Origin of the sequence: Rhizobium sophorae, from assembly GCF_013087515.1 — a bacterium.
GTDB classification, from domain to species: Bacteria; Pseudomonadota; Alphaproteobacteria; order Rhizobiales; family Rhizobiaceae; genus Rhizobium; species Rhizobium sophorae.
This window is the reverse complement of record NZ_JABFCN010000029.1, coordinates 1-24,156: the sequence shown is the minus strand read 5'-3', so window position 1 is coordinate 24,156 and position 24,156 is coordinate 1. Positions and strand designations below refer to the sequence as shown.

General features: G+C 61.8%; 26 protein-coding genes. 16 read left to right on the top strand and 10 right to left on the bottom strand.

The features are described 5' to 3' along the window. Positions 1-49 precede the first annotated feature (49 nt). On the top strand, positions 50-520 hold the full coding sequence (locus tag G9X64_RS16975; protein WP_168307936.1) for an SRPBCC family protein: 471 nt from the start codon (positions 50-52) through the stop codon (positions 518-520). A 21-nt stretch (positions 521-541) separates the two neighbouring features. Next, complete coding sequence (locus G9X64_RS16970) at positions 542-976, top strand: GNAT family N-acetyltransferase (RefSeq protein WP_168307935.1); 435 nt, start codon at positions 542-544, stop codon at positions 974-976. A gap of 41 nt (positions 977-1,017) precedes the next feature. On the opposite strand, the gene G9X64_RS16965 is transcribed toward G9X64_RS16970, so the two are convergent. The 3 genes from G9X64_RS16965 to sppA form a co-directional block, all read right to left on the bottom strand. After that, positions 1,018-1,350, bottom strand: coding sequence for a LapA family protein (locus tag G9X64_RS16965; protein WP_168307934.1), 333 nt, complete (start codon positions 1,348-1,350; stop codon positions 1,018-1,020). 159 nt (positions 1,351-1,509) lie between these two features. Then, on the bottom strand, positions 1,510-1,809 hold the full coding sequence (locus tag G9X64_RS16960) for an integration host factor subunit beta (RefSeq protein WP_003544934.1): 300 nt from the start codon (positions 1,807-1,809) through the stop codon (positions 1,510-1,512). Positions 1,810-1,838: 29 nt separating this feature from the next. Continuing rightward, positions 1,839-2,789 carry a signal peptide peptidase SppA gene (gene sppA / locus G9X64_RS16955; RefSeq protein WP_171377042.1) on the bottom strand — a complete coding sequence of 317 codons (951 nt, stop codon included), beginning with the start codon at positions 2,787-2,789 and terminating at the stop codon, positions 1,839-1,841. A 226-nt stretch (positions 2,790-3,015) separates the two neighbouring features. Here sppA and lptC point away from each other — a divergent pair, with 226 nt between their 5' ends. The 7 genes from lptC (at position 3,016) to ptsN (ending at position 9,310) form a co-directional block, all read left to right on the top strand. Continuing rightward, positions 3,016-3,681 (top strand): LPS export ABC transporter periplasmic protein LptC, encoded by a 666-nt coding sequence (gene lptC, locus G9X64_RS16950; RefSeq protein WP_025392916.1) that lies wholly within the window; start codon positions 3,016-3,018, stop codon positions 3,679-3,681. A gap of 15 nt (positions 3,682-3,696) precedes the next feature. Next, positions 3,697-4,326, top strand: a complete 630-nt coding sequence (locus tag G9X64_RS16945; protein WP_168307933.1) for an LptA/OstA family protein — start codon at positions 3,697-3,699, stop codon at positions 4,324-4,326. A 40-nt stretch (positions 4,327-4,366) separates the two neighbouring features. Continuing rightward, positions 4,367-5,143, top strand: coding sequence for an LPS export ABC transporter ATP-binding protein (gene lptB, locus G9X64_RS16940; protein ID WP_003556077.1), 777 nt, complete (start codon positions 4,367-4,369; stop codon positions 5,141-5,143). A gap of 153 nt (positions 5,144-5,296) precedes the next feature. Beyond that, positions 5,297-6,856 (top strand): RNA polymerase factor sigma-54, encoded by a 1,560-nt coding sequence (gene rpoN / locus G9X64_RS16935; RefSeq protein WP_168307932.1) that lies wholly within the window; start codon positions 5,297-5,299, stop codon positions 6,854-6,856. A gap of 127 nt (positions 6,857-6,983) precedes the next feature. Continuing rightward, a complete protein-coding gene (locus G9X64_RS16930; protein ID WP_168307931.1) occupies positions 6,984-7,907 on the top strand; it encodes a DMT family transporter in 924 nt (307 codons plus the stop codon). A 292-nt stretch (positions 7,908-8,199) separates the two neighbouring features. Continuing rightward, positions 8,200-8,775 (top strand): ribosome hibernation-promoting factor, HPF/YfiA family, encoded by a 576-nt coding sequence (gene hpf / locus G9X64_RS16925; protein ID WP_011650214.1) that lies wholly within the window; start codon positions 8,200-8,202, stop codon positions 8,773-8,775. A gap of 70 nt (positions 8,776-8,845) precedes the next feature. Next, complete coding sequence (gene ptsN / locus G9X64_RS16920; protein ID WP_017995882.1) at positions 8,846-9,310, top strand: PTS IIA-like nitrogen regulatory protein PtsN; 465 nt, start codon at positions 8,846-8,848, stop codon at positions 9,308-9,310. Between the two features lie 73 nt (positions 9,311-9,383). On the opposite strand, the gene G9X64_RS16915 is transcribed toward ptsN, so the two are convergent. The 3 genes from G9X64_RS16915 to G9X64_RS16905 form a co-directional block, all read right to left on the bottom strand. Next, the gene (locus tag G9X64_RS16915) at positions 9,384-11,723 is read right to left on the bottom strand and encodes a methyl-accepting chemotaxis protein (RefSeq protein ID WP_168307930.1); all 2,340 of its coding nucleotides are present in this window, start codon (positions 11,721-11,723) and stop codon (positions 9,384-9,386) included. A gap of 345 nt (positions 11,724-12,068) precedes the next feature. Further along, positions 12,069-12,968, bottom strand: a complete 900-nt coding sequence (locus G9X64_RS16910) for a ribokinase (RefSeq protein ID WP_171377007.1) — start codon at positions 12,966-12,968, stop codon at positions 12,069-12,071. Positions 12,969-13,072: 104 nt separating this feature from the next. Beyond that, positions 13,073-14,299, bottom strand: coding sequence for a DNA recombination protein RmuC (locus tag G9X64_RS16905; protein WP_168307928.1), 1,227 nt, complete (start codon positions 14,297-14,299; stop codon positions 13,073-13,075). A gap of 206 nt (positions 14,300-14,505) precedes the next feature. Here G9X64_RS16905 and G9X64_RS16900 point away from each other — a divergent pair, with 206 nt between their 5' ends. From G9X64_RS16900 to truA, 6 genes are all read left to right on the top strand, one after another. Further along, a complete protein-coding gene (locus G9X64_RS16900; protein ID WP_168314597.1) occupies positions 14,506-15,993 on the top strand; it encodes a globin-coupled sensor protein in 1,488 nt (495 codons plus the stop codon). Positions 15,994-16,444: 451 nt separating this feature from the next. Next, a complete protein-coding gene (def, locus tag G9X64_RS16895) occupies positions 16,445-16,960 on the top strand; it encodes a peptide deformylase (protein ID WP_168307926.1) in 516 nt (171 codons plus the stop codon). 64 nt (positions 16,961-17,024) lie between these two features. Then, positions 17,025-17,285, top strand: coding sequence for a FitA-like ribbon-helix-helix domain-containing protein (locus G9X64_RS16890; protein WP_168307925.1), 261 nt, complete (start codon positions 17,025-17,027; stop codon positions 17,283-17,285). After that, the gene (locus G9X64_RS16885) at positions 17,282-17,701 is read left to right on the top strand and encodes a type II toxin-antitoxin system VapC family toxin (RefSeq protein ID WP_168307924.1); all 420 of its coding nucleotides are present in this window, start codon (positions 17,282-17,284) and stop codon (positions 17,699-17,701) included. Before G9X64_RS16890 ends, G9X64_RS16885 begins: the two co-directional genes overlap by 4 nt. Before the next feature lie 20 nt (positions 17,702-17,721). Then, positions 17,722-18,657 carry a methionyl-tRNA formyltransferase gene (gene fmt / locus G9X64_RS16880; RefSeq protein ID WP_168307923.1) on the top strand — a complete coding sequence of 312 codons (936 nt, stop codon included), beginning with the start codon at positions 17,722-17,724 and terminating at the stop codon, positions 18,655-18,657. After that, positions 18,657-19,475: a tRNA pseudouridine(38-40) synthase TruA gene (truA, locus tag G9X64_RS16875; protein ID WP_168307922.1), complete on the top strand. Its 819-nt coding sequence runs from the start codon at positions 18,657-18,659 to the stop codon at positions 19,473-19,475. The genes fmt and truA overlap by 1 nt, the downstream gene beginning before the upstream one ends. Positions 19,476-19,481: 6 nt before the next feature. On the opposite strand, the gene G9X64_RS16870 is transcribed toward truA, so the two are convergent. From G9X64_RS16870 to dapD, 3 genes are all read right to left on the bottom strand, one after another. Continuing rightward, positions 19,482-20,078, bottom strand: coding sequence for a hypothetical protein (locus G9X64_RS16870; RefSeq protein WP_168307921.1), 597 nt, complete (start codon positions 20,076-20,078; stop codon positions 19,482-19,484). Then, positions 20,065-21,258 (bottom strand): succinyl-diaminopimelate desuccinylase, encoded by a 1,194-nt coding sequence (gene dapE / locus G9X64_RS16865; protein WP_168307920.1) that lies wholly within the window; start codon positions 21,256-21,258, stop codon positions 20,065-20,067. Before dapE ends, G9X64_RS16870 begins: the two co-directional genes overlap by 14 nt. Positions 21,259-21,359: 101 nt before the next feature. Further along, positions 21,360-22,220 (bottom strand): 2,3,4,5-tetrahydropyridine-2,6-dicarboxylate N-succinyltransferase, encoded by an 861-nt coding sequence (gene dapD, locus G9X64_RS16860; RefSeq protein WP_168307919.1) that lies wholly within the window; start codon positions 22,218-22,220, stop codon positions 21,360-21,362. A gap of 192 nt (positions 22,221-22,412) precedes the next feature. On the opposite strand from dapD, the gene G9X64_RS16855 reads away from it, so the two are divergent. After that, the gene (locus tag G9X64_RS16855) at positions 22,413-23,279 is read left to right on the top strand and encodes an LOG family protein (RefSeq protein ID WP_168307918.1); all 867 of its coding nucleotides are present in this window, start codon (positions 22,413-22,415) and stop codon (positions 23,277-23,279) included. 75 nt (positions 23,280-23,354) lie between these two features. Here G9X64_RS16855 and G9X64_RS16850 read toward each other — a convergent pair whose 3' ends face one another. Beyond that, positions 23,355-23,996 carry an EF-hand domain-containing protein gene (locus tag G9X64_RS16850; protein ID WP_168307917.1) on the bottom strand — a complete coding sequence of 214 codons (642 nt, stop codon included), beginning with the start codon at positions 23,994-23,996 and terminating at the stop codon, positions 23,355-23,357. Positions 23,997-24,156 lie beyond the last annotated feature (160 nt).

The window sequence follows — 24,156 nt, the reverse complement described above, 5'->3', positions numbered from 1 at the left end:
GCGCTTTCCCGCTGGGATAAGATGAGCGAATCGAAGATGGGGTCGTCAAATGGATTTCACCGGCGAAGAACGCATCGCCGCGCCGCGGGACATCGTCTGGGCTGCACTCAACGATCCCGAGATCATGCGCGACTGCATTCCAGGCTGCGAAGGCATCGAGCGGCTGTCGCCTGATGTCTTCGAGGCGACCATCAAGGTCAGGTTCAGCCTGCTGTCAGCCACCTTCCACGGGCTGCTGACGCTTTCCAATGTCGATGCGCCGAAGAGTTACACGTTGTCGGCCGAAGGCAAGGGCGGTCTTGCCGGCTTCGCCAGGGGGAGTGCAGATATCGTGCTTGAGGAAAGGGGTGCCGAGACCATCCTGCACTACCGGTCGAAGGCCGAACTCGGCGGCAGGCTCGCCCAACTCGGCGCCCGCCTGCTCGATTCGACTTCGCAGAGGCTCGCCGAAGGTTTCTTCTCGGATTTCAATGCTGCCGTCGTCGCCAAAATGGCGCCGGTTAGGCTTGGCGCAGATTGAGGCTTCGTTTAAATCCGAATCATGACGTGGACCATCAGGCCGCCGCGGGCGGAAGATCAGGAAATGCTCGCGGAGATTTATCTTTCCGTGCGCCGCGAAACATTCGTCTGGGTCGATCCGGGCAAATTCCACCGCGAGGATTTCGCCGCCCATACCAACGGCGAGACGGTCTTCGTCTGCGCGCATGAAAGCGGCAGCGTCGCCGGCTTCCTGTCGCTCTGGCCGGAGGACGACTTCATCCACATGCTCTACCTAAAACCGGAATTCCAGGGCCAGGGTGCAGGCACGGCGCTGCTGCACGCCTTGCCGGAATGGCCGCAACACCGGTACCGGCTAAAATGCCTGGTGAAGAACCGGCGGGCGAAGGCATTCTACCTCGCCCACGGTTTCCAGGTAACCGGCAACGGCGCCTCGCCCGAGGGCGACTATGAGGAATTGAGCTATTTTCCGGTTTGACGGGCCGCAGAAATACGGAGCCAGTCGAATATTGACCAGTTTTACCGCGCCGGCAGCTGCCCGGCGATTTCCTCGGCACGGTTCTTGTGGCGATCGGCCTCACTCTGCCAGCGGATGGCTTCCTTGGCCTCGGTACGGGCGCGCTTGCGGTGTTTGCCCTGGCTGAACCAGGTGGTGGCCGCCCCGATCAGCATGCCCGTGATCAGCGCGACGACCAGGAAGACAAAGAAGGGCGCGGACACCGCCAGCACCTGGTCTTCCGGCCGGAACGGATTGAAGGCGAGCGTGACGCTCTGCCGGTTGGCGACGCAGAAGACGATGAGGATGACGCCAAGCGGCAGCAAAATCAATAGGTTGACGATCTTCTTGGCCATTTGAGGTCTCCTCGCGGCAGATTGCTCCGGTCTTTTTGAAGGGCGCGTTTCATGCTTGCAGCGCTATGCGTCCTTGTAAGACGCATAAAGCCGATGCGTTACCAGAATAGGAAAACGGGCCTCGAGTTCAAGTGCGGTTTCGCCGCAGGCAGCGACGGCTCAATCTTCTTCGTCGGCCTGGCCGGGATTAAGCCGCTCGCGCAGCTCCTTGCCGGTCTTGAAGAAGGGAACCCACTTCTCCTCGACGAAGACGGTATCGCCGGTTCGCGGGTTGCGGCCGGAGCGCGAAGGGCGGTTCTTGACCGAAAAGGCGCCAAAGCCGCGCAATTCGACTCGATTACCCGCAGCCAGTGCATCCGTGATCTCGTCGAGAACCGCGTTGACGATATTCTCGACGTCGCGATGATAGAGATGCGGGTTGCGTGCCGCAACAATCTGCACCAATTCGGACTTGATCACATTCGCCCCCTTAAATTATTGATTTCTTATCAATCGCGGCCAACCTGCCAAACTGAAAGCAGCCCGTCAAGAAGCAACTTTGGGGGCAGGATTCCATTGATATCCTGGGTTTTCACGAGATCGTCATAACCGAAGATCGCAATCAACCGAGAAACAGCCCCAGCGAGCAGAAAGGGCGTATTGCTCTTCTTGTCCCAGTCCACCATCGGCAGATCGGCGTTAACGCCGCGTGACGTCAGATAGGCGCGGATCTCAGCCTCGCCGCCGATCGCATCGACGAGTTTCACCTTCAGCGCCTGGCGGCCGGTATAGATCGTGCCGTCGGCCAGCTTCAGCACCTCGTCGCGCGGCAGCTTGCGCCGGTCGGCGACCAGGTCGACGAACCAGTTATAGCTGTCGACCACCATGTTGCGGATCATCGCCTTGGCTTCCTCGCTCGCCTCGTGGAAGGGCGAGGGCTCGGCCTTCAGCGGCGAGGACTTGATCTCCTGCAGCGAGACGCCGATTTTGTCGAGCAGCGGCTGGATCTGCGGATACTGAAAGATGACTCCGATCGAACCGGTGATCGAGCTGTCGCCGGCAATGATCGTATCGCCGGCGGTGGCGATCATGTAACCGGCGGAAGCGGCAAGCGTACGCACGTCGGAGACGACAGGCTTCTTGGCTGATATAGCCCGGATCGCCTTGAAGACTTTTTCGCCGCCATAGGTCGTGCCGCCGGGCGAGGAGATCGAAATCACCGCTGCCTTCACCTGGTCGCTGGTCTCGACCTTCTTCAGCCGCTCGAGAAGCTCGTCGTCGTCGACGATCAGCCCGGAAATCGTCACATGGGCGATGTGCGGGCGCTGCGTCCCGGCCTCGCCGAGGGCAAAGCGATAGAAGGCGAAACCAAGTGCCACGATGAGGGCCACTGCGATGGCGCGCCAGAAGCCCAGCTTGCGACGCAGCCGCCGGCGATCCGTGATGATCGAACTGTCCATAGAAACCTCCAGCGCTGGCACCGGCGTCGGCATGGCGCCGATCGATCCGGTGAAATAGGGTGGCAGCCCGCCCGTACGAATACCACTTTTCAATGTTTTTCCGTTTTGTTGCTTGTTGCAGAAAAAATTCCATATTGGCAAGCCAATGTAATAATGCGAAACGAACTGTGATTGGCGGCCGGCTTTGTTATCGAAGCGCGGCGATCACCGCACATGGACGAGGCCTATGCTCGATACCCTGAAGAACAACGGACATGCTGCCTATTCAGGGTCCGGCAGGAGCGCCTATGGCGATGCGTTGTTCCATTCCGCCCGCGTGCGGCGGCTGAAGATATTGCTGCCGGTGGCAGCTCTTATCGTTTCAGCCGCTGTCGGCGCCGTGACAGTGATCCGCACCTATCTGCCCGAGAACATCAAGATGGAAGGCGCCAAGATCGAGAATGGCAAGGTCGTGATGGAAAAGCCGGCGATATCAGGTCGCAATTCCGACGGCATCAATTATTCGATGCTGGCCGAAAGGGCGCTGCAGGATATCCGCAATCCCGATCTCATCACGCTCGAGACCATCAAGGCCGCCGTGCCGATGAATGACGGTCTGATCGCCCGCGTCGTCGCCTCGACCGCCGATTACAACCGCGCCACCGACAACCTGCATATGACGGCCCCCTTCACCCTGGTGCTGAGCAGCGGCCTCAATGCGAATTTCCAGTCCGCGCAGCTCGACATCAAGGGCGGAAACATGCGGAGCGACGACCCCGTCACCATCACCAAGGACAACGCCTCCATTGTTGCGAAGACGCTTCAGATAACCGATAAGGGACGAGTGATCACATTCGAGGGGAATGTTCGCATGAATGTTGATCCATCCACCATCCATAAACAGGGCACTTAACCAGCCGGGTCATCCATGACAAAAGATTGTCGCATTTCCACTTGCAAGACAGGCATGGCATTCATTGCCGGCGTATTTGCCCTTATTCTGACGGCCACGGGCGCCGGCGCGCAGCAGGCGTCGGCGACGATGCCGGGCATGAAGCTGTCCAACGACCAGCCGATCCAGATCGAAAGCGACAAGCTGGAGATCCACGACCAGGAACACACCGCGCTCTTCACCGGCAACGTCAAGGTCGTCCAGGGGACGACGACGATGCAGTCCGGCAAGATGACTGTTTATTACAAGGACAAGGCGGCAAAGCCCGCCGCTGACGGCGCGCAACCCGCAGCACAGCCGCAGCAGTCGGCCTCGCTTGCATCGGGAAGTGCCGATATCGACAAGATCCTGGTGACGGACAAGGTCTTCCTGAGCTCGGGCACGCAGACGGCGACCGCCGATGACGGCAATTTCGACATGGCCTCGCAGACATTCATCCTGACCGGCAAGCAGGTCGTGCTGTCGGACGGACCGAACGTCTTCAAAGGCTGCAAACTGACGGTTCACATGCAGACTGGCCAGGCGGAGCTTGAAAGCTGCGGCGGGCGTGTCCAGATTCAGCTCGATCCGAAATCGCAGCCGAATGCGCAGCAGAAGCAGAACTGAGAAGCCGGCCTCCCACGTGAAATTATCATCGCTATCCACCATGTTCGGCAAGCCCGGGCCACAAGCTGCGGGCGCTGCCGACAAGAGCCGCTATCAGGGAACGCTGATCGCACGGGGTCTGACCAAGACCTATGCGACGCGGCGCGTCGTCAACGGCGTCTCGCTGGTGGTGCGCCGTGGCGAGGCCGTCGGCCTGCTCGGCCCGAACGGCGCCGGCAAGACCACCTGTTTTTACATGATCACCGGCCTGGTGCCGGTCGATGAAGGCACGATCGAGATCGATGGCAACGACGTCACGACCATGCCGATGTACCGCCGCTCGCGCCTCGGCGTCGGTTACCTGCCGCAGGAAGCCTCGATCTTCCGTGGGCTGACGGTGGAAGAGAATATCCGCGCCGTCCTCGAAGTGCACGTGAAGGACAAGGCTGAGCGCGAGCAGAAGCTGAACGAACTGCTGGAGGAATTCCATATCCAGAAGCTGCGCAAGAGTGCCGCCGTCGCCCTGTCCGGCGGTGAGCGCCGCCGCCTCGAAATCGCCCGTGCGCTTGCGACCGACCCGACCTTCATGCTGCTCGACGAACCCTTTGCCGGCGTCGATCCGATCTCGGTCGCCGACATCCAGAATCTCGTTCACCACCTGACGGCGCGCGGCATCGGCGTTCTCATCACCGACCACAATGTGCGCGAGACACTGGGTCTCATCGACCGCGCCTACATCATCCATGCCGGGGAGGTGCTGACCCATGGCCGGGCCAACGACATCGTCAACAATCCGGAAGTGCGCCGGCTCTACCTCGGCGACAATTTCAGCCTGTAACGCCGGATGTCGCAGAAATTCACCGTGCCGTCATACTTCCGCTTGACCAAATACAATAAAAAAGCAATTTTTGGGCCAACTTGGATTTCCGTGGCCTGAAGCCTTGATCGGACGCGGTTTCCCGGAGGAATCGAGGGGAGTTTCGCGTCCGTCATGGCACTGTCCGCCAATCTTTTCCTGCGCCAGACCCAGTCTTTGGTGATGACACCGCAACTGATGCAATCCATCCAGTTGCTGCAGATGACGCATTTCGAACTCAACCAGTTCATCGCCCAGGAAGTGGAGAAGAATCCGCTGCTCGAATTTCCGTCGAACGACGGCGAGGCGGGCGGCGAACGCGGTGAAGCCGAAGATGGAGAATATGCTCATCAGCCGGAGGATGCCGGGTCGGACGACGGCTACGACAACCGCGCCGAGGCGCTCTCCAGCGACTGGTATGACAATGGCGGCAGCGCCAGCACCAGTCGGCTGAACGACGAACTCGACGCCAATTACACCAATGTCTTTCCTGATGACGGTGCCCCGCAGCGCCTCGATGCGCCGGAGCTCGTCAGCCAGTGGAAGTCGATGCCGGGCAGCGGCGAGGGCGCCGACTACGATCTCGACGATTTCGTCGCCGGCCAGGTGTCGCTGCGCGATCATCTCGCGCAGCAGATCCCCTTCGTCCTGCCTGACATGGCCGACCGGCTGATCGCGCAGAATTTCGTCGACCAGCTCGACGACTGCGGTTATCTGCAGGCCGATATCGTCGAGGCCGGCGAGAGGCTCGGTACGAGCCTCGCACAGGCCGAGCGCGTGCTCGCCACCCTTCAGAGCCTTGATCCGCCGGGTGTTTTCGCCCGCAGCCTCGCCGAATGCCTGGCCATCCAGCTCAGACAGAAGGACCGATACGACCCTGCCATGCAGGCTCTGGTCGAAAACCTCGAACTGCTTGCCCGGCGCGATTTCGCCACGCTGAAGCGCCTCTGCGGCGTCGACGAGGAAGATCTTCTCGACATGCTCGGCGAGATCCGCCAGCTCAATCCCAAGCCCGGCAGCGGTTTCGAGGCGGGCGTTTCCGAAGCGATCATGCCCGACGTGGTCGTCAGAGCCTCCTCGGATGGCGGCTGGCTGGTCGAGCTCAATCCGGATACGCTGCCGCGCGTGCTGGTCAACCAGTCCTATTTTTCCCGCGTGACCCGCAATGGGGAGGATCACGCCTTCCTCTCCGATTGCCTGCAGAGCGCCAACTGGCTGACGCGCAGCCTCGATCAGCGGGCAAAAACCATCATGAAGGTGGCAAGCGAAATCGTCCGCCAGCAGGACGCCTTCCTGCTGCACGGCGTCGATCACCTGCGCCCGCTGAACCTGAAAACGGTCGCCGAGGCGATCAAGATGCATGAATCCACCGTCAGCCGCGTCACGTCGAACAAATATATGCTGACGCCGCGCGGCCTCTTCGAACTCAAATATTTCTTCACCGTCTCGATCAGCGCCGTCGCCGGCGGTGACAGCCATTCGGCCGAGGCGGTGCGTCACAAGATCCGTGCGCTGATCCTGCAGGAGAGCCCGGAGGCGGTGCTTTCCGATGACGATATCGTCGACATGCTGAAGAAGGGCGGTGTCGATCTCGCCCGCCGGACCGTTGCGAAATACAGGGAGGCAATGAACATCGCCTCTTCGGTCCAGCGCCGCCGCGAGAAGCGGGCGCTCGCCAAGGTCGCGGGCTTCTGACGCAGCAATGCTTCGACCTCGATCGAAGCATCCGGCCTGCAAATCCCGTTATTCCTCTCCAGCGCCCAGCGTCTTTTCAGACGCGCAACGGCTGCAACCCTTTGAATTGTCTTCAACGAAGATCGAAATGCCGACGATGACGCCGCAAAATTCCAACCTTGCCAGGGAGCTTTTCCTGCTGCTGGTGCTGGCGACCCTCTGGGGTTCCTCCTATAGCTTCATCAAGATCGGCGTCGAGACGATCCCGCCGATAACGTTGATAGCCGCTCGCACGCTGATTGCCGGCGGCATTCTGCTGGCCGTCCTGCGCCACCGGCGCGTCCGTCTGCCGCGCGATCGTGCCACCTGGCAGCGGTTTTTCGTTCAGGCCTGTCTGAACAGCGTCGTCCCCTTCACGCTGATCGCCTGGGCGGAACAGTCCGTCGACGCCGGACTGGCGGTGATCCTGAATTCGGCAACGCCGATCTTCACCTTCCTGCTGGCCGTGCTGATCACCCGCCATGAGCAGGTGACGCTGCGAAGGCTTTTCGGCGTCATGGCCGGGCTTGCCGGCATCTGCCTCGTCATCGGCGTCGAAGCGCTCGGCGGTCTCGGTGAAAACCTGATGGCGCAGCTTGCCATCATCCTGGCGACCGTCTGTTATGCAGGTGCCGCGATTTTCAGCAAAAACTTCAAGGGGCTTGAGCCCGCAGTGCCGGCGGCCGGTTCGTTGATCTCAGGCGCGGTCATTCTCCTGCCGATGAGCCTCGTGGTCGATCGGCCGTGGGAACTCGATCCTTCGGCGGCATCGATGCTGGCGCTGCTGGCCCTCTCTGCCTTTTCGACAGCGCTCGCCTTTGTGATCTATTTCCGTCTCGTCCAGACGCTGGGTTCGGTCGGAACCACCGCGCAAGCCTATCTTAGAGTGCCGATCGGTGTTGCGATCGGCATCGTCTTCCTCGGCGAGAGGCTGAGCCCGACGGCCTGGATCGGACTCATCTGCGTCATATCGGGTGTCGCCGCCATGACGATCCCCGCAAGAAGGGGCGCAACGCAAGCGCGAAACGCGTAAGATGTATTGGGTGACGATCGGCGGCATGCCCTGCCGGACAGGGTATCCGCCACACGTTGACCGGGTGCAGCCGAGGGTGAATCGCCGCCCTATTGACTTTTCGGCAAGCTCTGGCTAGAAGCCCGCCGCAATCGATGCCGCGAACGGCGTCTGGAGTTATCCCCAGCATCAGAAGGGCACCAAGGACCCGCAGGCCTAAGCCGATCTTGCTTGAGATTGTGCGAAGTGCTTGGATGAACCTGAGGCTTGGCGTAAACTGATACCCGCAAACGACCATAAGAAGGGAAACTCCATGAGTGTGCGTGTATCCGGGAAACATATGGAAATTGGTGAATCCTTCCGTCAAAAGATCGAGGACCAAATTGGTATGGCCATCACGAAATACTTCGACGGGGGATATTCCGGCCAGGTGACCGTGGAAAAGGCGAGTTCTCGTTACTCGGCGGATTGCAAGCTGCATCTCGACAGCGGGGTGGTGCTGCATGCGGCCGGCGAGGCAACCGACCCGCAATTGGCTTTCGACGCGGCTTCCCAGCGGATCGAAAAGCGGCTGCGGCGATACAAGCGCAAGCTGAAGGACCATCACGCCGGAAGCCATCTGAATGGTTTTGCCGAGGTCTCCTACACGGTCATGGATTCCGTTCCTGATCACGATGATGAAATCGCTGACGATTTCGCTCCGGCGATCGTCGCTGAAAGCACGAAGCAGCTGAAGACCATGTCGGTCGCCACCGCAGTGATGGCACTCGACATGACCGACGAGCCGCTTCTCCTGTTCCGCAGCCCCGGCAAGGAACATCTGAACATCGTTTACCGTCGGCACGACGGAAATATTGGCTGGATCGATTCAGCCAGTATCAAAGGCTGAGATCAGGATGGTGAGCGGCGGTATTGCCGCCGCTCCTTGCATTTGATCCCGGCGACAGAAGGAAAAAGAAATGGCATTGGCAGATTTGCTCCATCAGGATGCGATCATTCCCGCCCTCAGAGTAAATTCCAAGAAACAGTTGCTTCAGGAATTGGCTGCAAGAGCCTCCAGGATCACCGGGCTTTCCGAACGGGAGATCTTCGACGTCATCCTGCAGCGCGAACGCCTGGGCTCGACTGGAGTCGGCAACGGCATCGCCATCCCCCACGGCAAGCTGGGAAACATCCATTCGATCGTCGGCATCTTCGCCCGGCTGGAGCAGCCGGTCGATTTCGAGGCGCTGGACGACCAGCCGGTCGATCTCGTGTTCCTGCTGCTTGCGCCGGAGGGCGCGGGCGCCGATCATCTCAAGGCTCTGTCGCGTATCGCCCGCGTGCTGCGCGATCACGATCTGGTCGCCAAGCTGCGTGCCACCGATTCTGCCTCGGCGATCTACGCCTTCCTCAATGAAGAGCAGACGTCGAACGCTGCCTGAGCTGCATTAATTTCTGAATGTGAAAAGGCGCCGGGTCTCCCAGGCGCCTCTTGCATTATGACGGCCTGAACGATCAGAACTCTTCCCAGCTGTCCTGCGCCACGACCGCGGATCCACGCGACGGGGCAGTCGCGCGACGGACCGCCGGGGCGCTCACGCGAGGCGAGGGGGCCGCAGCTGCCGGCGCACGCATTTTTTGCGCGACGGAGTCGAGGGCCGCGGCGTTGCCCGAACCCGAGACGTTGAAGCGCGTGGCGAGCGCCTTCAGCGTTTGTGCCTCGTCGTTGAGCGCGACGCTGGCAGCCGTCGCTTCCTCTACCATCGCCGCATTCTGCTGTGTCACCTGGTCCATCTGGTTCATGGCCTGGTTGATTTCCTTCAGGCCGACAGCCTGTTCGCTGGCCGATGCCGAGATCTGCCGGATGAGGTCGTTGATGCCCATCACCTGTTCGGCGATCTTGTGCAGTGTGCCGCCGGCCCGCCCGACGAGATCGACGCCCTCCTTGACCTGGACGGCCGAGCTGTTGATCAGCGTCTTGATCTCCTTGGCGGCATTGGCCGAACGCTGTGCAAGTTCACGCACCTCCTGGGCGACGACGGCAAAACCCTTGCCGGCATCACCGGCGCGGGCCGCCTCGACACCGGCGTTCAGGGCGAGCAGGTTGGTCTGGAAGGCGATCTCGTCGATGACGCCGATGATCCGCGAAACCTCCGTCGAAGATTGTTCGATCCCTTGCATCGAGGCGATTGCCTTCTGCACCACTTCACCGGACTTTTCGGCATCCTGGCAGGCGAGGTTGACGTTGTCGGCTGCCGTGCGCGCATTCTCGGCGCTGGAATCGACCTGCGCGGTGAGCTCGTTGAGCGCGGCCGCCGTCTCTTCCAGGCTGGCTGCCTGCTGCTCGGTGCGCTTGGCGAGGTCGGAGGCGCTGTTGCTGATTTCACCGGTGCCGGACCCGATATTGGCGACGCTGAGGTTCATCGTGTTGATGGTCTCTTCTAGGCTCGCGAGCGCGGCGTTGAAATCCTGTTTCAGCTTGCCGTATTCGCCGGGGAATTCGTCGGTGATGCGGTGACTGAGATTGCCCTGCGACAGCTCGGAAAGGCCGGCGCCGACGATCGAGACGATATGGCGCTGCAGCGACACTGATTCTTGGCGTTCCGATTCCGAGCGGCTGCGCTCGGTCTCGGCCGCCTGCCTCTGGTCGGCCGCCTCGTCTTCGAGACGGCGGCTGTCGGCGAGCGTGAAGCGGAAGCCTTCCAGCGCCTTGGCGACCGAACCGACTTCGTCGCTGCGGTCTTGGGCGGCGACCGGCTCGCCATATTGGCCGTCGCTCAGCGCCTTGACGCTGGCGACCAGTCCGCCGAGCGGCCGCTGCACGAAAGAGCGGACGGCGAAATAGAGTGCCAGCATGACGGCGCCAAGCACGATCAGCCCGTTGATGATCATCATGTAGGTCTGGTCCCGCACTGGCGCGTTGATCGCCGTGTGCGGCACGTCGACGAGCACGACCCAGGTGGCGTTGACGCCGGGAACCGAGAACGGATGGACGACGCGATCGAAGGGATCGAGGCCGTCATAGGTGAGGTTCCTGACGAGACCGGGCTGTTTGTTCGACAGCGCCGTCTTGACGATGTCGGCGCCCTCGCCTTCATATTCTTTGGTCATCAGGTCGGGGATCGGCGCGACGATCCAGTTGCCGGCCTGCGACAGCAGCGTGACGCGGCCCGAACCGAAAGGATGCAGCGCCTGCAGCTTGTCGGTCAGCGATTTCAGCGAAATGTCGACGCCGCCGACGCCGATCATCTTGCCGCCCGACATGACCGGATAGGCAATCGAGGTCAGCAGCGTCGGCACGTCGGTTCCTTCGGCCATATAGGGCGTGGTGATCGCGCCCTTGCCGCTGTCGGCGGCGAGCTTCCACCATGCGGCGGTATAATCATTGTCGAAGGTCGAATATTGGATGCCGCCGTCCTTGGTCTTCGACCAGTAGGGCGTGAAGGCGCCGTTCTTGTTCGTGCCTTCGTCATTGTTGTTGGCGATCTCGGTGCTCTTGCCGTCAAGCGCGCCGAGCTGCTCGCAGAACCAGCTGCCGAAGGCGAAGGCATTCTGCTCGAGATTGGCCTTCAGCACGTTGATCATGCCCTTGCGGTCGAGCGACTTGCCTTCATGGCCGCGGCCGATGACGCCCGACATGGTACGCGCAGCGCTGGCGAGTTCGCCGACATTGGCGGCGATTTCATTGGCGATCGATTTTGCCTCGAGATTTGCCTGATCCATCGTCAGCGTCTGGACGCGATCCCGGGTCTGGCCGATGAGGAAAAGGTTCGAAACGATGAGAACAAGCGCGATGGCGATGCCGGTGATGACGATGAGTTTCGCGGCAAGCGATTTCATGCGAAAAATGAACATGGGGTCCTCGGGCAAGGATGCGCTGAACGGGCATTCTCCGGCGCACGAGCAAAGGCTCGCCCCATCATGGGGCAGCCGCCTACAGCGCAGCGCGTCTTTTCAGACGCGCAAAGGACGCTGTAGCACTTTGAAACGCTGCATAATTTTATCCTTAAATCGATTCCGATTTAAGGAATTATGCAGTGACGTCCGGAATCCGAAAGGCGGGAGGAGCCGGCGACCACGAGGAACATCGCCGGAAATCTCTTAAATTTGAATGAAATTCGATCGATCGAGCCAAGGAAAATCGTCGGAACGCCCTGAATTACCGGGAGTTTCATTGGCTGCTTCGCAAAGAGACGCGGACTATATCCTGTCTGCGACTTCCTCGATCGTAGGGATCGAAGGTTGCGCCCCGGCCTTGAGGCATGCGAGCGAACCGGCAACCGCCGCGCGGCGCAGCGCCGAGACAAAATCGAGGCCGTCGTCGAGGCTGGCGGCGAAATAGCCGCAGAAAGTGTCTCCGGCGCCGACCGTATCGACAGGTTCGATCTTGAGACCCTGCGCCCTTGAAATCGACCCGTCGCGAATGGCGATGACCCCGTCGGCACCGAGCGTCACGATCAGCGTCTGGCCCGTCTCCGCATGCAGGCGCACAAGGGCTGCCTCGCGCGCTTGCGCGTCCATGCCCTCCTGCCCGGCGAGCCGCTCGAACTCGGTCTCGTTGGCGATGACGATATCGGCGAGCCGACCAAGACGCGGCGCATCGGGGATCAGCGGCGCGAGGTTGAGGATGCTGGTGATGCCCTTGGCGCGGGCCGCCGACAGCGCGCCTTCGACGGCGGCAGCCGGCACTTCGAGCTGCAGCATCAGGATATCGCCTTCGCTCATGCGGCCGATCGCCGTCTCGGCATCGGCAGGCGTGACGAGGCCATTGGCGCCGGGAACGACGGCAATCATGTTTTCGCCGTCGCCGCCGACAAGGATCAGCGCCGTGCCGGTGGGACCGTCGACATGTTTGATCAGAGAAAGGTCGGTGCCCGCATCATCAAGCAGGGCCAGCGCCTCCGCGGCGAAAGCATCCTTGCCGACGGCGCCGGCCATATGCACGTAGCGGCCGGCGCGGCGCGCTGCCAGCGCCTGGTTGGCGCCCTTACCGCCGGCGGCCGTGGCAAAGCCGTTGCCGGCCACCGTCTCACCGGGCTTCGGCAGGCGCTCGGTCGTGGCGATGAGATCCATGTTGATGGACCCGAAAACTGTGATCATGAATGTGTCCCGTCTTCTAGAGCATGATGCCGAAAAGTGTGATCGGTTTTCGCACGACATCATGCTCCTAGTGCTTCATGCGGGCGAGACACTGCCTGAAGCGGTCACTCCTCGTCAACCACCCGGAGCTTCAGAAGGCCGGTGCGGCTTTCGACCGATTTGGCCGCGGCTTCGCCGTCGCGGGCCGGTTTTGCATCGCCGCCGCCTACCTCGAATTCCAGCGCTTCGATCCTGGCACCGCGCTTGGTGAGCTTGTCGGCTGACGTGACCACCATGTCGATATCCTTCTGCGCCATGGCGAAATGGCCCTGCAGTTTGCGCACCCGCTCATCGAGGCGGCTGAGATCGTCCATCAGGATCGCCACTTCGCCCTGGATCAGATGCGCCTGCGCCCGCATGCGCTGGTCCTTGAGCACGGACTGGATGACCTGGATCGACAGCATCAGCAGCGATGGCGAGACGATGACGATACGCGCACGGTGCGCCTTTTGCACCACCGGCTCGAAGTGCTCGTGGATCTCGGCGAAGATCGATTCGGACGGCACGAAGAGAAAGGCCGTATCCTGGGTTTCGCCCTGGATCAGATATTTCTCAGAAATGTCCCTTATATGGACCTCCATGTCGCGGCGGAACTGCTGGCCGGCGATCTTGCCGGCCTCGGAGCTGCCGGCGTCGCGGATCGCGTTCCAGGCTTCGAGAGGAAATTTTGCGTCGATCACCAGCGGCGGTGCGCCGTTCGGCATGCGGATCGTGCAGTCCGGCCGCGATCCGTTGGACAGTGTCTGCTGGAAGGCGTAGGCGCCCATCGGCAGGCCGTCGGCGACGATCGTTTCCATCCTGGACTGGCCGAAGGCGCCGCGCGTCTGCTTGTTGGATAGAATGGCCTGCAGCCCGACGACATCCTTGGCGAGCGTCTGGATGTTGTTCTGCGCGGCATCAATGACCGCCAGCCGCTCCTGAAGCCGCTGCAGGTTCTCATGCGTCGATTTCGTCTGCTCGGTAATCGTCGAGCTGACGCGCTTTGACATGCCGTCGAGGCGTTGGCTGATCGTCTGGTTGAGTTCGCTCTGCCGCGCGCCGAAGACCTCGGTCATCGCTGCGATGCGGCCCTGCATCTCCGCCTGGATCTTCAAAAGCTCGGCCATTCGCGCTTCGTTTTCTTGAGCACGAAAGCTCGCTTCCTCCGCCTGCTCGCGGCGAAGGCTGGCGCCGCGCAGCAGAAGCACGATCACCAGCAGGGCGAGGGCGGCGAGAACGGCGCCGATAAGCACCAGCATGGCCGGGCTGATGGAGGCAAGGGCAAGGGAGAGCGATTCGGAATGGATGGCCATGCCGCAAGCATAACAGAAGAAATGGCGATATATAGATCAAAACGTGAACGGAATGGATGGACCTCAATATCCCTCGCAAGCGACCGCTCTTCCTCGCTCGCGGAGAAGAAATCGTCGTCCGATTTAACGATTGCTCAACCATATTCGCCAAAACCTACGGCGCAGAAATTCCTTCCCGCGCGTCGCGCCAAGTACAGAGATTCTCCATGACCGCCCAGCAGACCGACAATGCCCTCAGGCAGCGCCTCGATTTCATCGAACTGGATGAGGCAGCGCGCAAGTCGATGCGGGATCTGCGCCCGGTCATATCAGAGCTGATCAGTGGCGCCCTCGATAAATTCTATGACAAGATCGCCAAGACCCCGGCCGTCGCAGGCTTCTTCGCCGATAAGAACCATGTCGGCCACGCCAAGAAGCGCCAGCAGGACCATTGGGCCAATCTCGCCGGCGGCGCGTTCGACGAGAGCTATGTCGACGGCGTGACGGCGGTCGGCCGGACGCACGCTCGCATCGGACTGGAGCCGCGCTGGTATATTGGCGGTTACGCCATCGTCATGTCCGAACTCGTCAAGGGCATCATGGAGAAGCAATGGCCGTCGATCTTTGCGCGCCAGCAGGGCAAGGCATTGGCCGAGAAGCTGTCGGCCGTCATCAAGGCCGGCATGCTCGACATGGATTATTCCATCTCGGTCTATCTCGAGACGCTCGAAGCCAAGCGTCAGGCCCTGGAGGAGGAACGCGCTCAGGCCGAATCCGATCAGGCGATCGCGCTGGAGCAGCTGCGCCGCGGTCTGGAAGCGCTGTCGAACGGCGATCTCGAAGCCACCCTGCCGTCCGATCTGCCGGGCAATTTCCGGCAGATGGCCGAGGATTACAACCGCGCCGTCAGGGCGCTAAGCCAGTCCTTCGCCTCCGTGCGTGAGACCTCAGGCCATATCATGAGCGGCGCCGACGTCATTTCCAAGGCGACCAATGATCTGGCGCTGCGCACTGCCCAGCAGGCGGCAGGCGTCGAGGAGAGTTCGGCCGCCCTGCAGCAGCTGTCCGTCAGCGTCGGTCAGACGGCCGCCAATGCCGAGAAGGCGTCGGACGCCGTGCGCGAGACGCAAGAGAAGGCGAAGAACTCCGGCGAACTCGTCACCAGCGCCGTCTCGGCGATGGCCGGCATCGAGAAATCCTCGACCGGGATCTCCCAGATCATCGGCGTCATCGACGAGATCGCCTTCCAGACCAATCTGCTGGCGCTGAACGCTGGCGTCGAGGCGGCCCGTGCCGGTGATGCCGGCAAGGGTTTTGCCGTCGTCGCCCAGGAAGTCCGCCAGCTTGCCCAGCGCACCGCGGAAGCGGCCAAGGAGATCAAGAACCTGATCTCGCAGAGTTCGACACAGGTCAATCAGGGCGTCGGCATCGTCTCCAGCACCGGCGAGGCGCTGAACGACATGATCAGCCGCATCGATATCATCAACCGTTTCGTCGCCGATATCGCCGCCGCCGCCCGCGACCAGGCGACCGGCGTCAACGAGGTCAGCATCGCCGTCCGCAACATGGGTGCGATCACCCAGCAGAATTCGGACATGGTCGAGCACTCTTCAGCGGAAACCCGCCGCCTCAAGGACGAGGCGGAAACCCTGATCGAGCTGCTGCGGCGCTTCCGCGCCCGGCCGGATGGCCGTTCCGCTCGCCGGGCGGCTTGAGGCGAATAGAGCCTTTCCTGGTCAGCTTGAAGCATTCTGCCGGAGCAGGTTTTCGTCAGGGCAGAGGCGATTGGCGATGGGCATACCTCTTGGTACGTCCAAGCCGAAAGCCTCTGATCCTGGCGGAAAGATGCCCGGCCCACCGGCCGCACCGCTTCGCCATGCGAAGCGACAAGTGCGTCCGGCGATTCTTAAGTCTTGCAGATTTGCCAGGCAAATCTGCGGGAGGGTTGGCTGAAACGGGCCGCCTGATCGACCGGCCGGCTTGGCCGTAGAACTGGGCTACGACGCGCGCCGGCCGGTCGACCATCCGACTCCGTTTGAGCCAACAGAATGTTTCAAGCTGACCAGGAAAGGCTCTATGGCGAAATTCCAGGCGGGGATGCAAAAAAGCGTATTCCCCGCCTGCCGGATAATTCCATAGTCGGAAAAGATGGGTTATGGGAACGCCATGACCATCAAGCCACTCATCATTCTTCCCGATCCCGTTCTCCGCCAGCTGTCCAAGCCGATCGAGCGGGTGGACTCCGACCTGCAGCGTCTTGCCGACGATATGCTGGAAACCATGTACGACGCGCCGGGCATCGGCCTTGCCGCGATCCAGATCGGCGTGCCGCGCCGTATGCTCGTCATCGACATCTCACGCGAGGGCGAGGAAAAGCAGCCGCAGGTCTTCATCAATCCTCAGATCGTCAAATCTTCCGACGAGCGCTCCGTCTATGAGGAAGGCTGTCTTTCGATTCCGGATTATTATGCCGAGGTCGAGCGCCCGGCTGTCGTCTCGGTCAAATATCTCGACCGCAACGGCAAGGAACAGACCGTGGAAGCCGATGGCCTGCTCGCCACCTGCCTGCAGCACGAGATCGATCACCTGAATGGCGTGCTCTTCATCGACTACATCTCGCGGCTGAAGCGGGAGATGGTGATCAAGAAATTCACCAAGGCGGCGAAGTCGAAGGCGCTCTGACGCTGCGTTGAAAATTCGCCGGCGAGGCACTATGATATCACCGATATCATGATGGAGGCGCCGCATGGGTGATCTGCTTATTCGCGATGTTCCGGATGCAATGAAGCGGCAGCTTCAGGAAAGTGCGCAACGCAACGGCCGCAGTCTTTCGGAAGAGGCGATTGAAATCATCCGTCGACAGATTGCGGCGGAGCGCTCGGGAGCTCCCGCTGGGCAGCGCCTGCGTTCGCTGATGGGCGGGGAAAGACTAAGTGATGACGAAGTGGAGGCTATCGCCGCGTCTCGCCACGAACGCGACCGCGAACCGCCACGTTTTGACAGATGATCGTCCTCGATACGAACGTGATTTCCGAATTGCAGGGAAGGACCCATAGCGAGCGGATACTGAACTGGTTGGACGCTTACGACGTCGACACGCTTTTCCTGACGACGATCTCTGTCGGGGAAATGCGCTACGGGCTTGAACTCATCGATGACGGCAGGCGAAAAGCGGCATTGATCTCAGACTTCAATCGGATCGAGTCGGAATTTTCAGGCCGCATCCTCGGTTTTTCGCTCAGTGCGGCGAATCGCTACGGACTGTTGGCTGCGGCGCGCAGAAAGGCGGGGCGGCCGATGGAAACCAAGGATGCTATGATTGCCGCCATCTGCCTTGCCAACGGCGCGACGCTTGCGACCCGCAACACCAGAGATTTCGAGGGGCTTGATCTCAAGCTCGTAAACCCGTTTGAAGACGGTTGATCCTCAATTGGCGAGATAAAATGTCTCTTCGCATCATCTTCATGGGAACCCCGGAGTTCTCGGTTCCGACCCTGCGCCTGCTCGTCGATGCCGGGCACAGGATTGTTGCGGTCTATACGCAGCCGCCACGGCCGGGTGGGCGGCGCGGCCTCGATCTGCAGAAATCGCCGGTGCATCAGGCGGCCGAACTGCTCGGCCTCCCGGTCTTCACCCCGGTCAATTTCAAAGATCCCGAGGAGCGCGAGAGGTTTCGTGACCTGAATGCCGATGTCGGCGTCGTCGTTGCCTACGGGCTGTTGCTGCCGGAAGCGATTTTGAACGGCACCCGCGATGGCTGCTACAACGGTCACGCCTCGCTGCTGCCGCGCTGGCGCGGTGCTGCTCCCATCCAGCGGGCGATCATGGCCGGCGACGCAAAGACCGGCATGATGGTGATGAAGATGGATAAGGGTCTGGATACCGGAGCCGTGGCACTCACCCGCGAGGTCGAGATCGGCCCGAACATGACAGCTGGCGAGTTGCACGACCGGCTGATGCTCGTGGGCGCCAAGGCGATGGCGGAAGCCATGGTGAAACTCGAGATGAACGACCTGCCGCTGACGCCGCAGCCGGAAGAGGGCGTGCTCTATGCTGCCAAGATCGACAAGGCCGAGACGCGCATCGATTTTTCCAGGAACGCCAGCGACGTGCACAATCACGTCCGCGGCCTGGCGCCGTTTCCGGGCGCCTGGTTCGAGCTCGAAATCGGCGGCAAGCCGGAGCGGGTAAAGGTGCTGGCGTCCGAGCTGGCTGAAGGGCGGGGTGCTGCCGGGCAATTGCTGACGGACGATCTCGTGGTCGCCTGCGCTTCGGGCGCGGTACGGCTGACCAGGCTGCAGAAGGCCGGCGGCAAGCCGCTGGCGGCGGCCGATTTCCTCAGGGGCACGCCGCTTGCGGCGGGCACGAGGCTTAGCTGATGCCACGTTTCCGCATGACCGTCGAATATGACGGCGGCCCCTATGTCGGCTGGCAGCGGCAGGAGAACGGCCCCTCGGTGCAGGGCGCGATCGAGGCCGCCGTGCTGTCGCTGACCGGCGAGACGGTGTCGGTGCGCGGCGCCGGACGCACTGATTCCGGCGTCCATGCCATCGGGCAGGTGATCCATGTCGATCTTTCGAAGGACTGGTCACCCTACCAGCTGCAGAATGCGTTGAACGCGCATCTGAGGCTTGCCGGCGAGCGCGTCTCCATACTCGACGTCGAGGCCGTTGCCGAATTTTTCGATGCCCGCTTTTCGGCGCTGCGGCGCCATTACCTCTATCGCATCGTCAGCCGCCGGGCGCCGCTGGCGCTCGAAGCCGGCAAGGCCTGGTGGGTGCCGAAGGTGCTCGATCACGAGGTCATGCATGCCGCCGCCCAGAGGCTGGTCGGCCGGCACGATTTCTCCACCTTCCGCGCCGCCCATTGCCAGGCAAACAGCCCGGTGCGCACGCTCGACCGGCTGGATGTGACGCGCAACGGCGAGTTGATCGAGATTCGCGCCACGGCGCAGAGTTTCCTCCACAACCAGATCCGTTCCTTCGCCGGCACGCTGAAGCTCGCCGGCGAAGGCAAATGGACGCCTGATGATGTCGAGGCGGCGCTTGAAGCGCGCGACCGCAAGGCCTGCGGCCCGGTGGCGCCACCGGACGGGCTGTATTTCATGCAGGTGGATTATCCCGAGGTGATCCCCGACCGCCGAAGACCGGTCACCGATACCGATGCCAATGACGAGGATGCTGACGACCCCTCGTAAGCTTGGTCAGACGGGATAGATGCCGAGGAAGTGCTGCAGATATTCTGAAAGGATCATCGATGGCACGAGAAGCACCAGTGTCAGCGCCCCGGTCATCAGCGCATGGCCATGGCAGATCATCCGGAGAATGCGCGCCAGCACGAAGACCTGCGCCAGCATGAAGGCGAGCAGCAGCAGCGAGACGAGGCCGACAGAGCCGGGCAGGAAGAACACCAGCGCCAGCAGCAGCCCATTGATATAGGAAAGCGGCACGCCGAGCCAGTTGACGCTAACGACGACGGGGGCAAAACGCTCGCCCATGCGGAAGGCAAGCAGCAGAAACCCGGCAAAGACCAGCGGCACAAACCAGTTAGCGACCTCGACGAGGCCGAGCCTGATATAGAAGGGAAAATCGACATCGGCTTCCGGCGGCATCGACCGCAGAAAGGCCTGCCGCCACCAGAGCCAGGAAATGCCCATCGGCGGCAGGCACCAGAGCATCGCCCAGAACGAGCGGTTGACGCCACGCTCGGACATGTCGAGGTAGCGGAAGCCGCGCGGATCCAGCCGGATCAGCAGCCAGAGGCCGGCCAGATAATATTGAACCTCCCTAAAGCCCGGCATTGGCGAACCAGCGGGCGATGAAGGTTTCGTAGATCGCCGTCAGCGTCTCCAGATCGGCAACAGCGACGCGCTCGTCGACCATGTGCATCGTTTGGCCGACGAGGCCGAACTCGACGACCGGGCAATAATCCTTGATGAAGCGCGCATCCGATGTGCCGCCGGTGGTCGAAAGCCGCGGCGACTGGCCGGAAACGCTTTCGACGGCTGAAGACAGGGAGGCGATCAGCGCATTGTTGCGCGTCAGGAAGACATGGCTCGGCCGGTCGGCCCAGACAATATCATAGGCCACCGGTTCGCGGCCCGGCCGCAAGGCGCCATCCCGGGCCGCGGCGTCGAGACGGCGCAGGATTTCGGCACGCAGCGTTTCGACGGTCCAGCTGTCGTTGAAGCGGATGTTGAAGCTTGCGGAGGCCTTGGCCGGAATGACGTTGGTCGCCGGATTGCCGACATCGACCGTGGTCACTTCGAGGTTCGACGGCTGGAAATCGTCGGTGCCGCCGTCAAACGGCGGGTCCATCAGCGCCTGCGTCAGCTGCAGCATGCCGCGCACCGGATTGTCGGCCAGATGCGGATAGGCGGCATGGCCCTGCACGCCGTGAACGGTGATTTTACCCGACAGCGAGCCGCGCCGGCCGATCTTGATCATGTCGCCCAGCCTGTCCGGATTGGTCGGCTCGCCGACAAGGCAGGCATCCCAGCGCTCGCCGCGCTCGGCCGCCCATTGCAGCAGCTTGATCGTGCCGTTGATCGCCGGGCCCTCTTCGTCGCCGGTGATCAAAAAGGAGATCGAGCCGTTGGGTGGCCCGTTTTTATCGATATGCCGGGCGACGGCGGCGACGAAACAGGCGATGCCGCCCTTCATGTCGACGGCGCCGCGGCCGAAAAGCTCTCCCTTCGAAATCTGGGCCTCAAAGGGCGGATGCGTCCAGGCGGCTTCGTCGCCGACCGGCACGACATCGGTATGGCCGGCAAACATCAGATGCGGGCCGTCCTTGCCGAGGCGGGCATAGAGGTTTTCGATGTCGGGTGTTCCCTCTTCGCTCGCCTTTACCCTGTCGACCGAAAAGCCGAGCGGCGCAAGCATCGCCTCCAGCGCCGTGAGCGCGCCGCCTTCGGCGGGCGTCACGGACGGGCAGCGAATCAGCGTCTGAAGATTGGCGACGGGGTCGGTAGCGGTCATGGCGGTCGAACTATCCGGCGGGAATGGCAAAGACATGGCAAGGCGGGGCCGCCTCGCGTAAAAAGACGCCGTCTGTTTACCGGATCAACGTCCCGGTGTCATCAATCTCTGAGCAGCTCGTTGATGCCGGTCTTCGAGCGGGTCTTTTCATCGACGCGCTTGACGATGACGGCGCAGTAGAGATGCGGCGCCGGCTGGCCGTTGCCCATCGTCGCATTGCCCGACGGCATCGAGCCGGCGACGACGACGGAATAGGGCGGCACTTCGCCGTAGGTCACCTCGCCGGTGGCTCGGTCGACGATCTTGGTCGACTTGCCGATAAAGACGCCCATGCCGAGCACCGAGCCTTCGCGCACGATGCAGCCTTCGACCACTTCGGAGCGGGCGCCGATGAAGCAATTGTCCTCGATGATCGTCGGGCCCGCCTGCATCGGCTCCAACACGCCGCCGATGCCGACGCCGCCGGAGAGATGCACATGCTTGCCGATCTGCGCGCAGGAGCCGACCGTCGCCCAGGTATCGACCATCGTGCCTTCGCCGACATAGGCGCCGAGATTGACGAAGGAGGGCATCAGGATCGCGTTCGGGGCGATATAGGCCGAGCGGCGCACGACGCAGTTCGGCACGGCGCGGAAGCCGGCCGCGCGGAACTGGTTCTCGCCCCAGCCCTCGAACTTCGAGGGAACCTTGTCCCACCAGGTGGAATTGCCCGAGCCGCCCTTCACCACGTCCATGTCGTTGAGGCGGAAGGACAGCAGCACGGCCTTCTTCAGCCACTGATTGACCGACCAGGCGCCGTCGGCGGAGCGTTCGGCGACACGGGCCTTGCCGGCATCGAGCAGATCGAGCGCTGCTTCGACCGCATCGCGAACCTCGCCCTTCGTCGACGTGTTCACATTGTCGCGATTGTCGAAGGCGGCTTCAATGATCTTTTCGAGGGATGCGAGGTCGGTGGCGCTCATGAGAATTCCTTAAACTTCGATCTTTATCGTGGAGACGGCGGGGTCTCCGGAATGCGGTGGCAGGGATATATCCTGCTCTACAGCATGAAGCCGTAGAACGGAATGATTTTTCCGACAAGATCATATCTGGATTCAAGGCGTTATAGCGACATATCCGGCTTCGTGGCCGGCAATACTGAAAGGCATTTCGACATGGCGAAGGGACGAAACGGCGGTTCGCGGCGCAAGGATGGCGTATGGGACCCGCTGAAGAGCAGCTCGACCGACAAGCAGCGCGCCGAAGCCGTGCCGAAAACGCCGCAGACGCTGTCGCCTGCCTATCGCCTTGCCTATGTCGACGAGGATTTCCTCTGCCGCGAGGAATTGCGGCCGATCCGCCTGCAGCTGGAGCTGTTGAAGACGGAGATGATGCTGACCGAACGCGGCATCAAGTCGACCGTCGTCATGTTCGGCGGCGCCCGCATTCCCGCTCCCGGCCAGAGCGCCTGGGCAGCCCGCAACGACATCCAGCGCGCCAATCTGGAGGCGGCGTCGGTCTATTATGACGAGGCGCGCAAATTCGCCCGGCTCTGCTCGAAATATTCGGCCACCTTGAATTTCCACGAATATGTCATCGTCACCGGCGGCGGCCCCGGCGTGATGGAGGCCGGCAATCGCGGCGCGGCCGACGAGGGCGCCCCGTCGATCGGCCTCAACATCGTGCTGCCACACGAGCAGGCGCCGAACGCCTATGTGACGCCGGAACTCAGCTTCAACTTCCACTATTTCGCCATCCGCAAGATGCATTTCATGGTGCGTGCTAAGGCGATCGCCGTCTTTCCGGGCGGCTTCGGCACCCTCGACGAATTCTTCGAATGCCTGACGCTGATCCAGACCGGCCGCATGGAGCGCCTGCCGCTGATCCTTTTCGGGGAGGAGTTCTGGCGGAGTATCATCAATTTCGACGCATTGGCGGAATTCGGGACGATTGCGCCCGACGATGTCAAGCTGATCAGCTTCGTCGACACGGCCGAAGCCGCATGGAAGATCGTCCAGGATTTCTACGAGCACCGCGAATAGGCGCTTCAGAGGCACAAACTGCGGAGCCTCTCCCCGTCGAGGCGGGGAAAGGCAAGGACAAGTCGTCGCTTGGCTTTAGAGAAGCGGCCGGTCCGGCATATCGTCGATCGAGATGACGCCGTCCTTGTTGCTGTCCATCCGAGTGAACAGCTTGCCCATGGCGGCTTCTGCTTCCTGTTTGGAGATCTGGCCGTTCTGGTCGGTGTCGACCCGGTGCATCATCATCGAGGCACGCATGATGTTGCCACCATGGCGCATCCAGCGATGTCCGTCGCGACCGTCGTGGCCGTCGCGCGGCGGCCGTCCCTGGTCATTGTTGTCGGCGGTTTCAGGCGCCGCGGCTGCGGCGTTCGCATCCTTGTTTTCGCCGGCCTCCTGCTTGCGCTGGTCTCGCATCGCCTGCATCTGCGTTTTCCGGTATGCACGGATTTCGCCCGGGGTCAGCGAGCCATCCTTGTTGGTGTCGATCGCGGCGAAGATCTTGTCGAGGCCGGCGGTCGCCTCGTCCTTGGAGACCTGTCCGTCCTTGTTCGCGTCGAACTGCTTGAGCATGCGGACATAGGTGATTTCGCGGAAGGCAGCGGAGCCTGGACCTGGGCGGCCCATGCCGGCATGCTGGCGCGGTCCATCACCCGGTGCGGCAAAAACTGCCCCGGCGGCGGCGCCGAAAATGAGGGTGGAGGAAAGCGCTGCCAGTATCAGCTTGTTGCGGTACATCGTGTTTGCCTTTCGTAAGGTGTCCCCTCACGAAAGAAGATATGGCCGCAGCCCCGGAAGACCCAGTTAAACATCGGTAAGCTGAGTGAAAATTTCGTAATCTAGAGCGTGAACTCATTAATCCGCTTGTCAGATCAAGCCTTGCAACGCGGGCATCAGA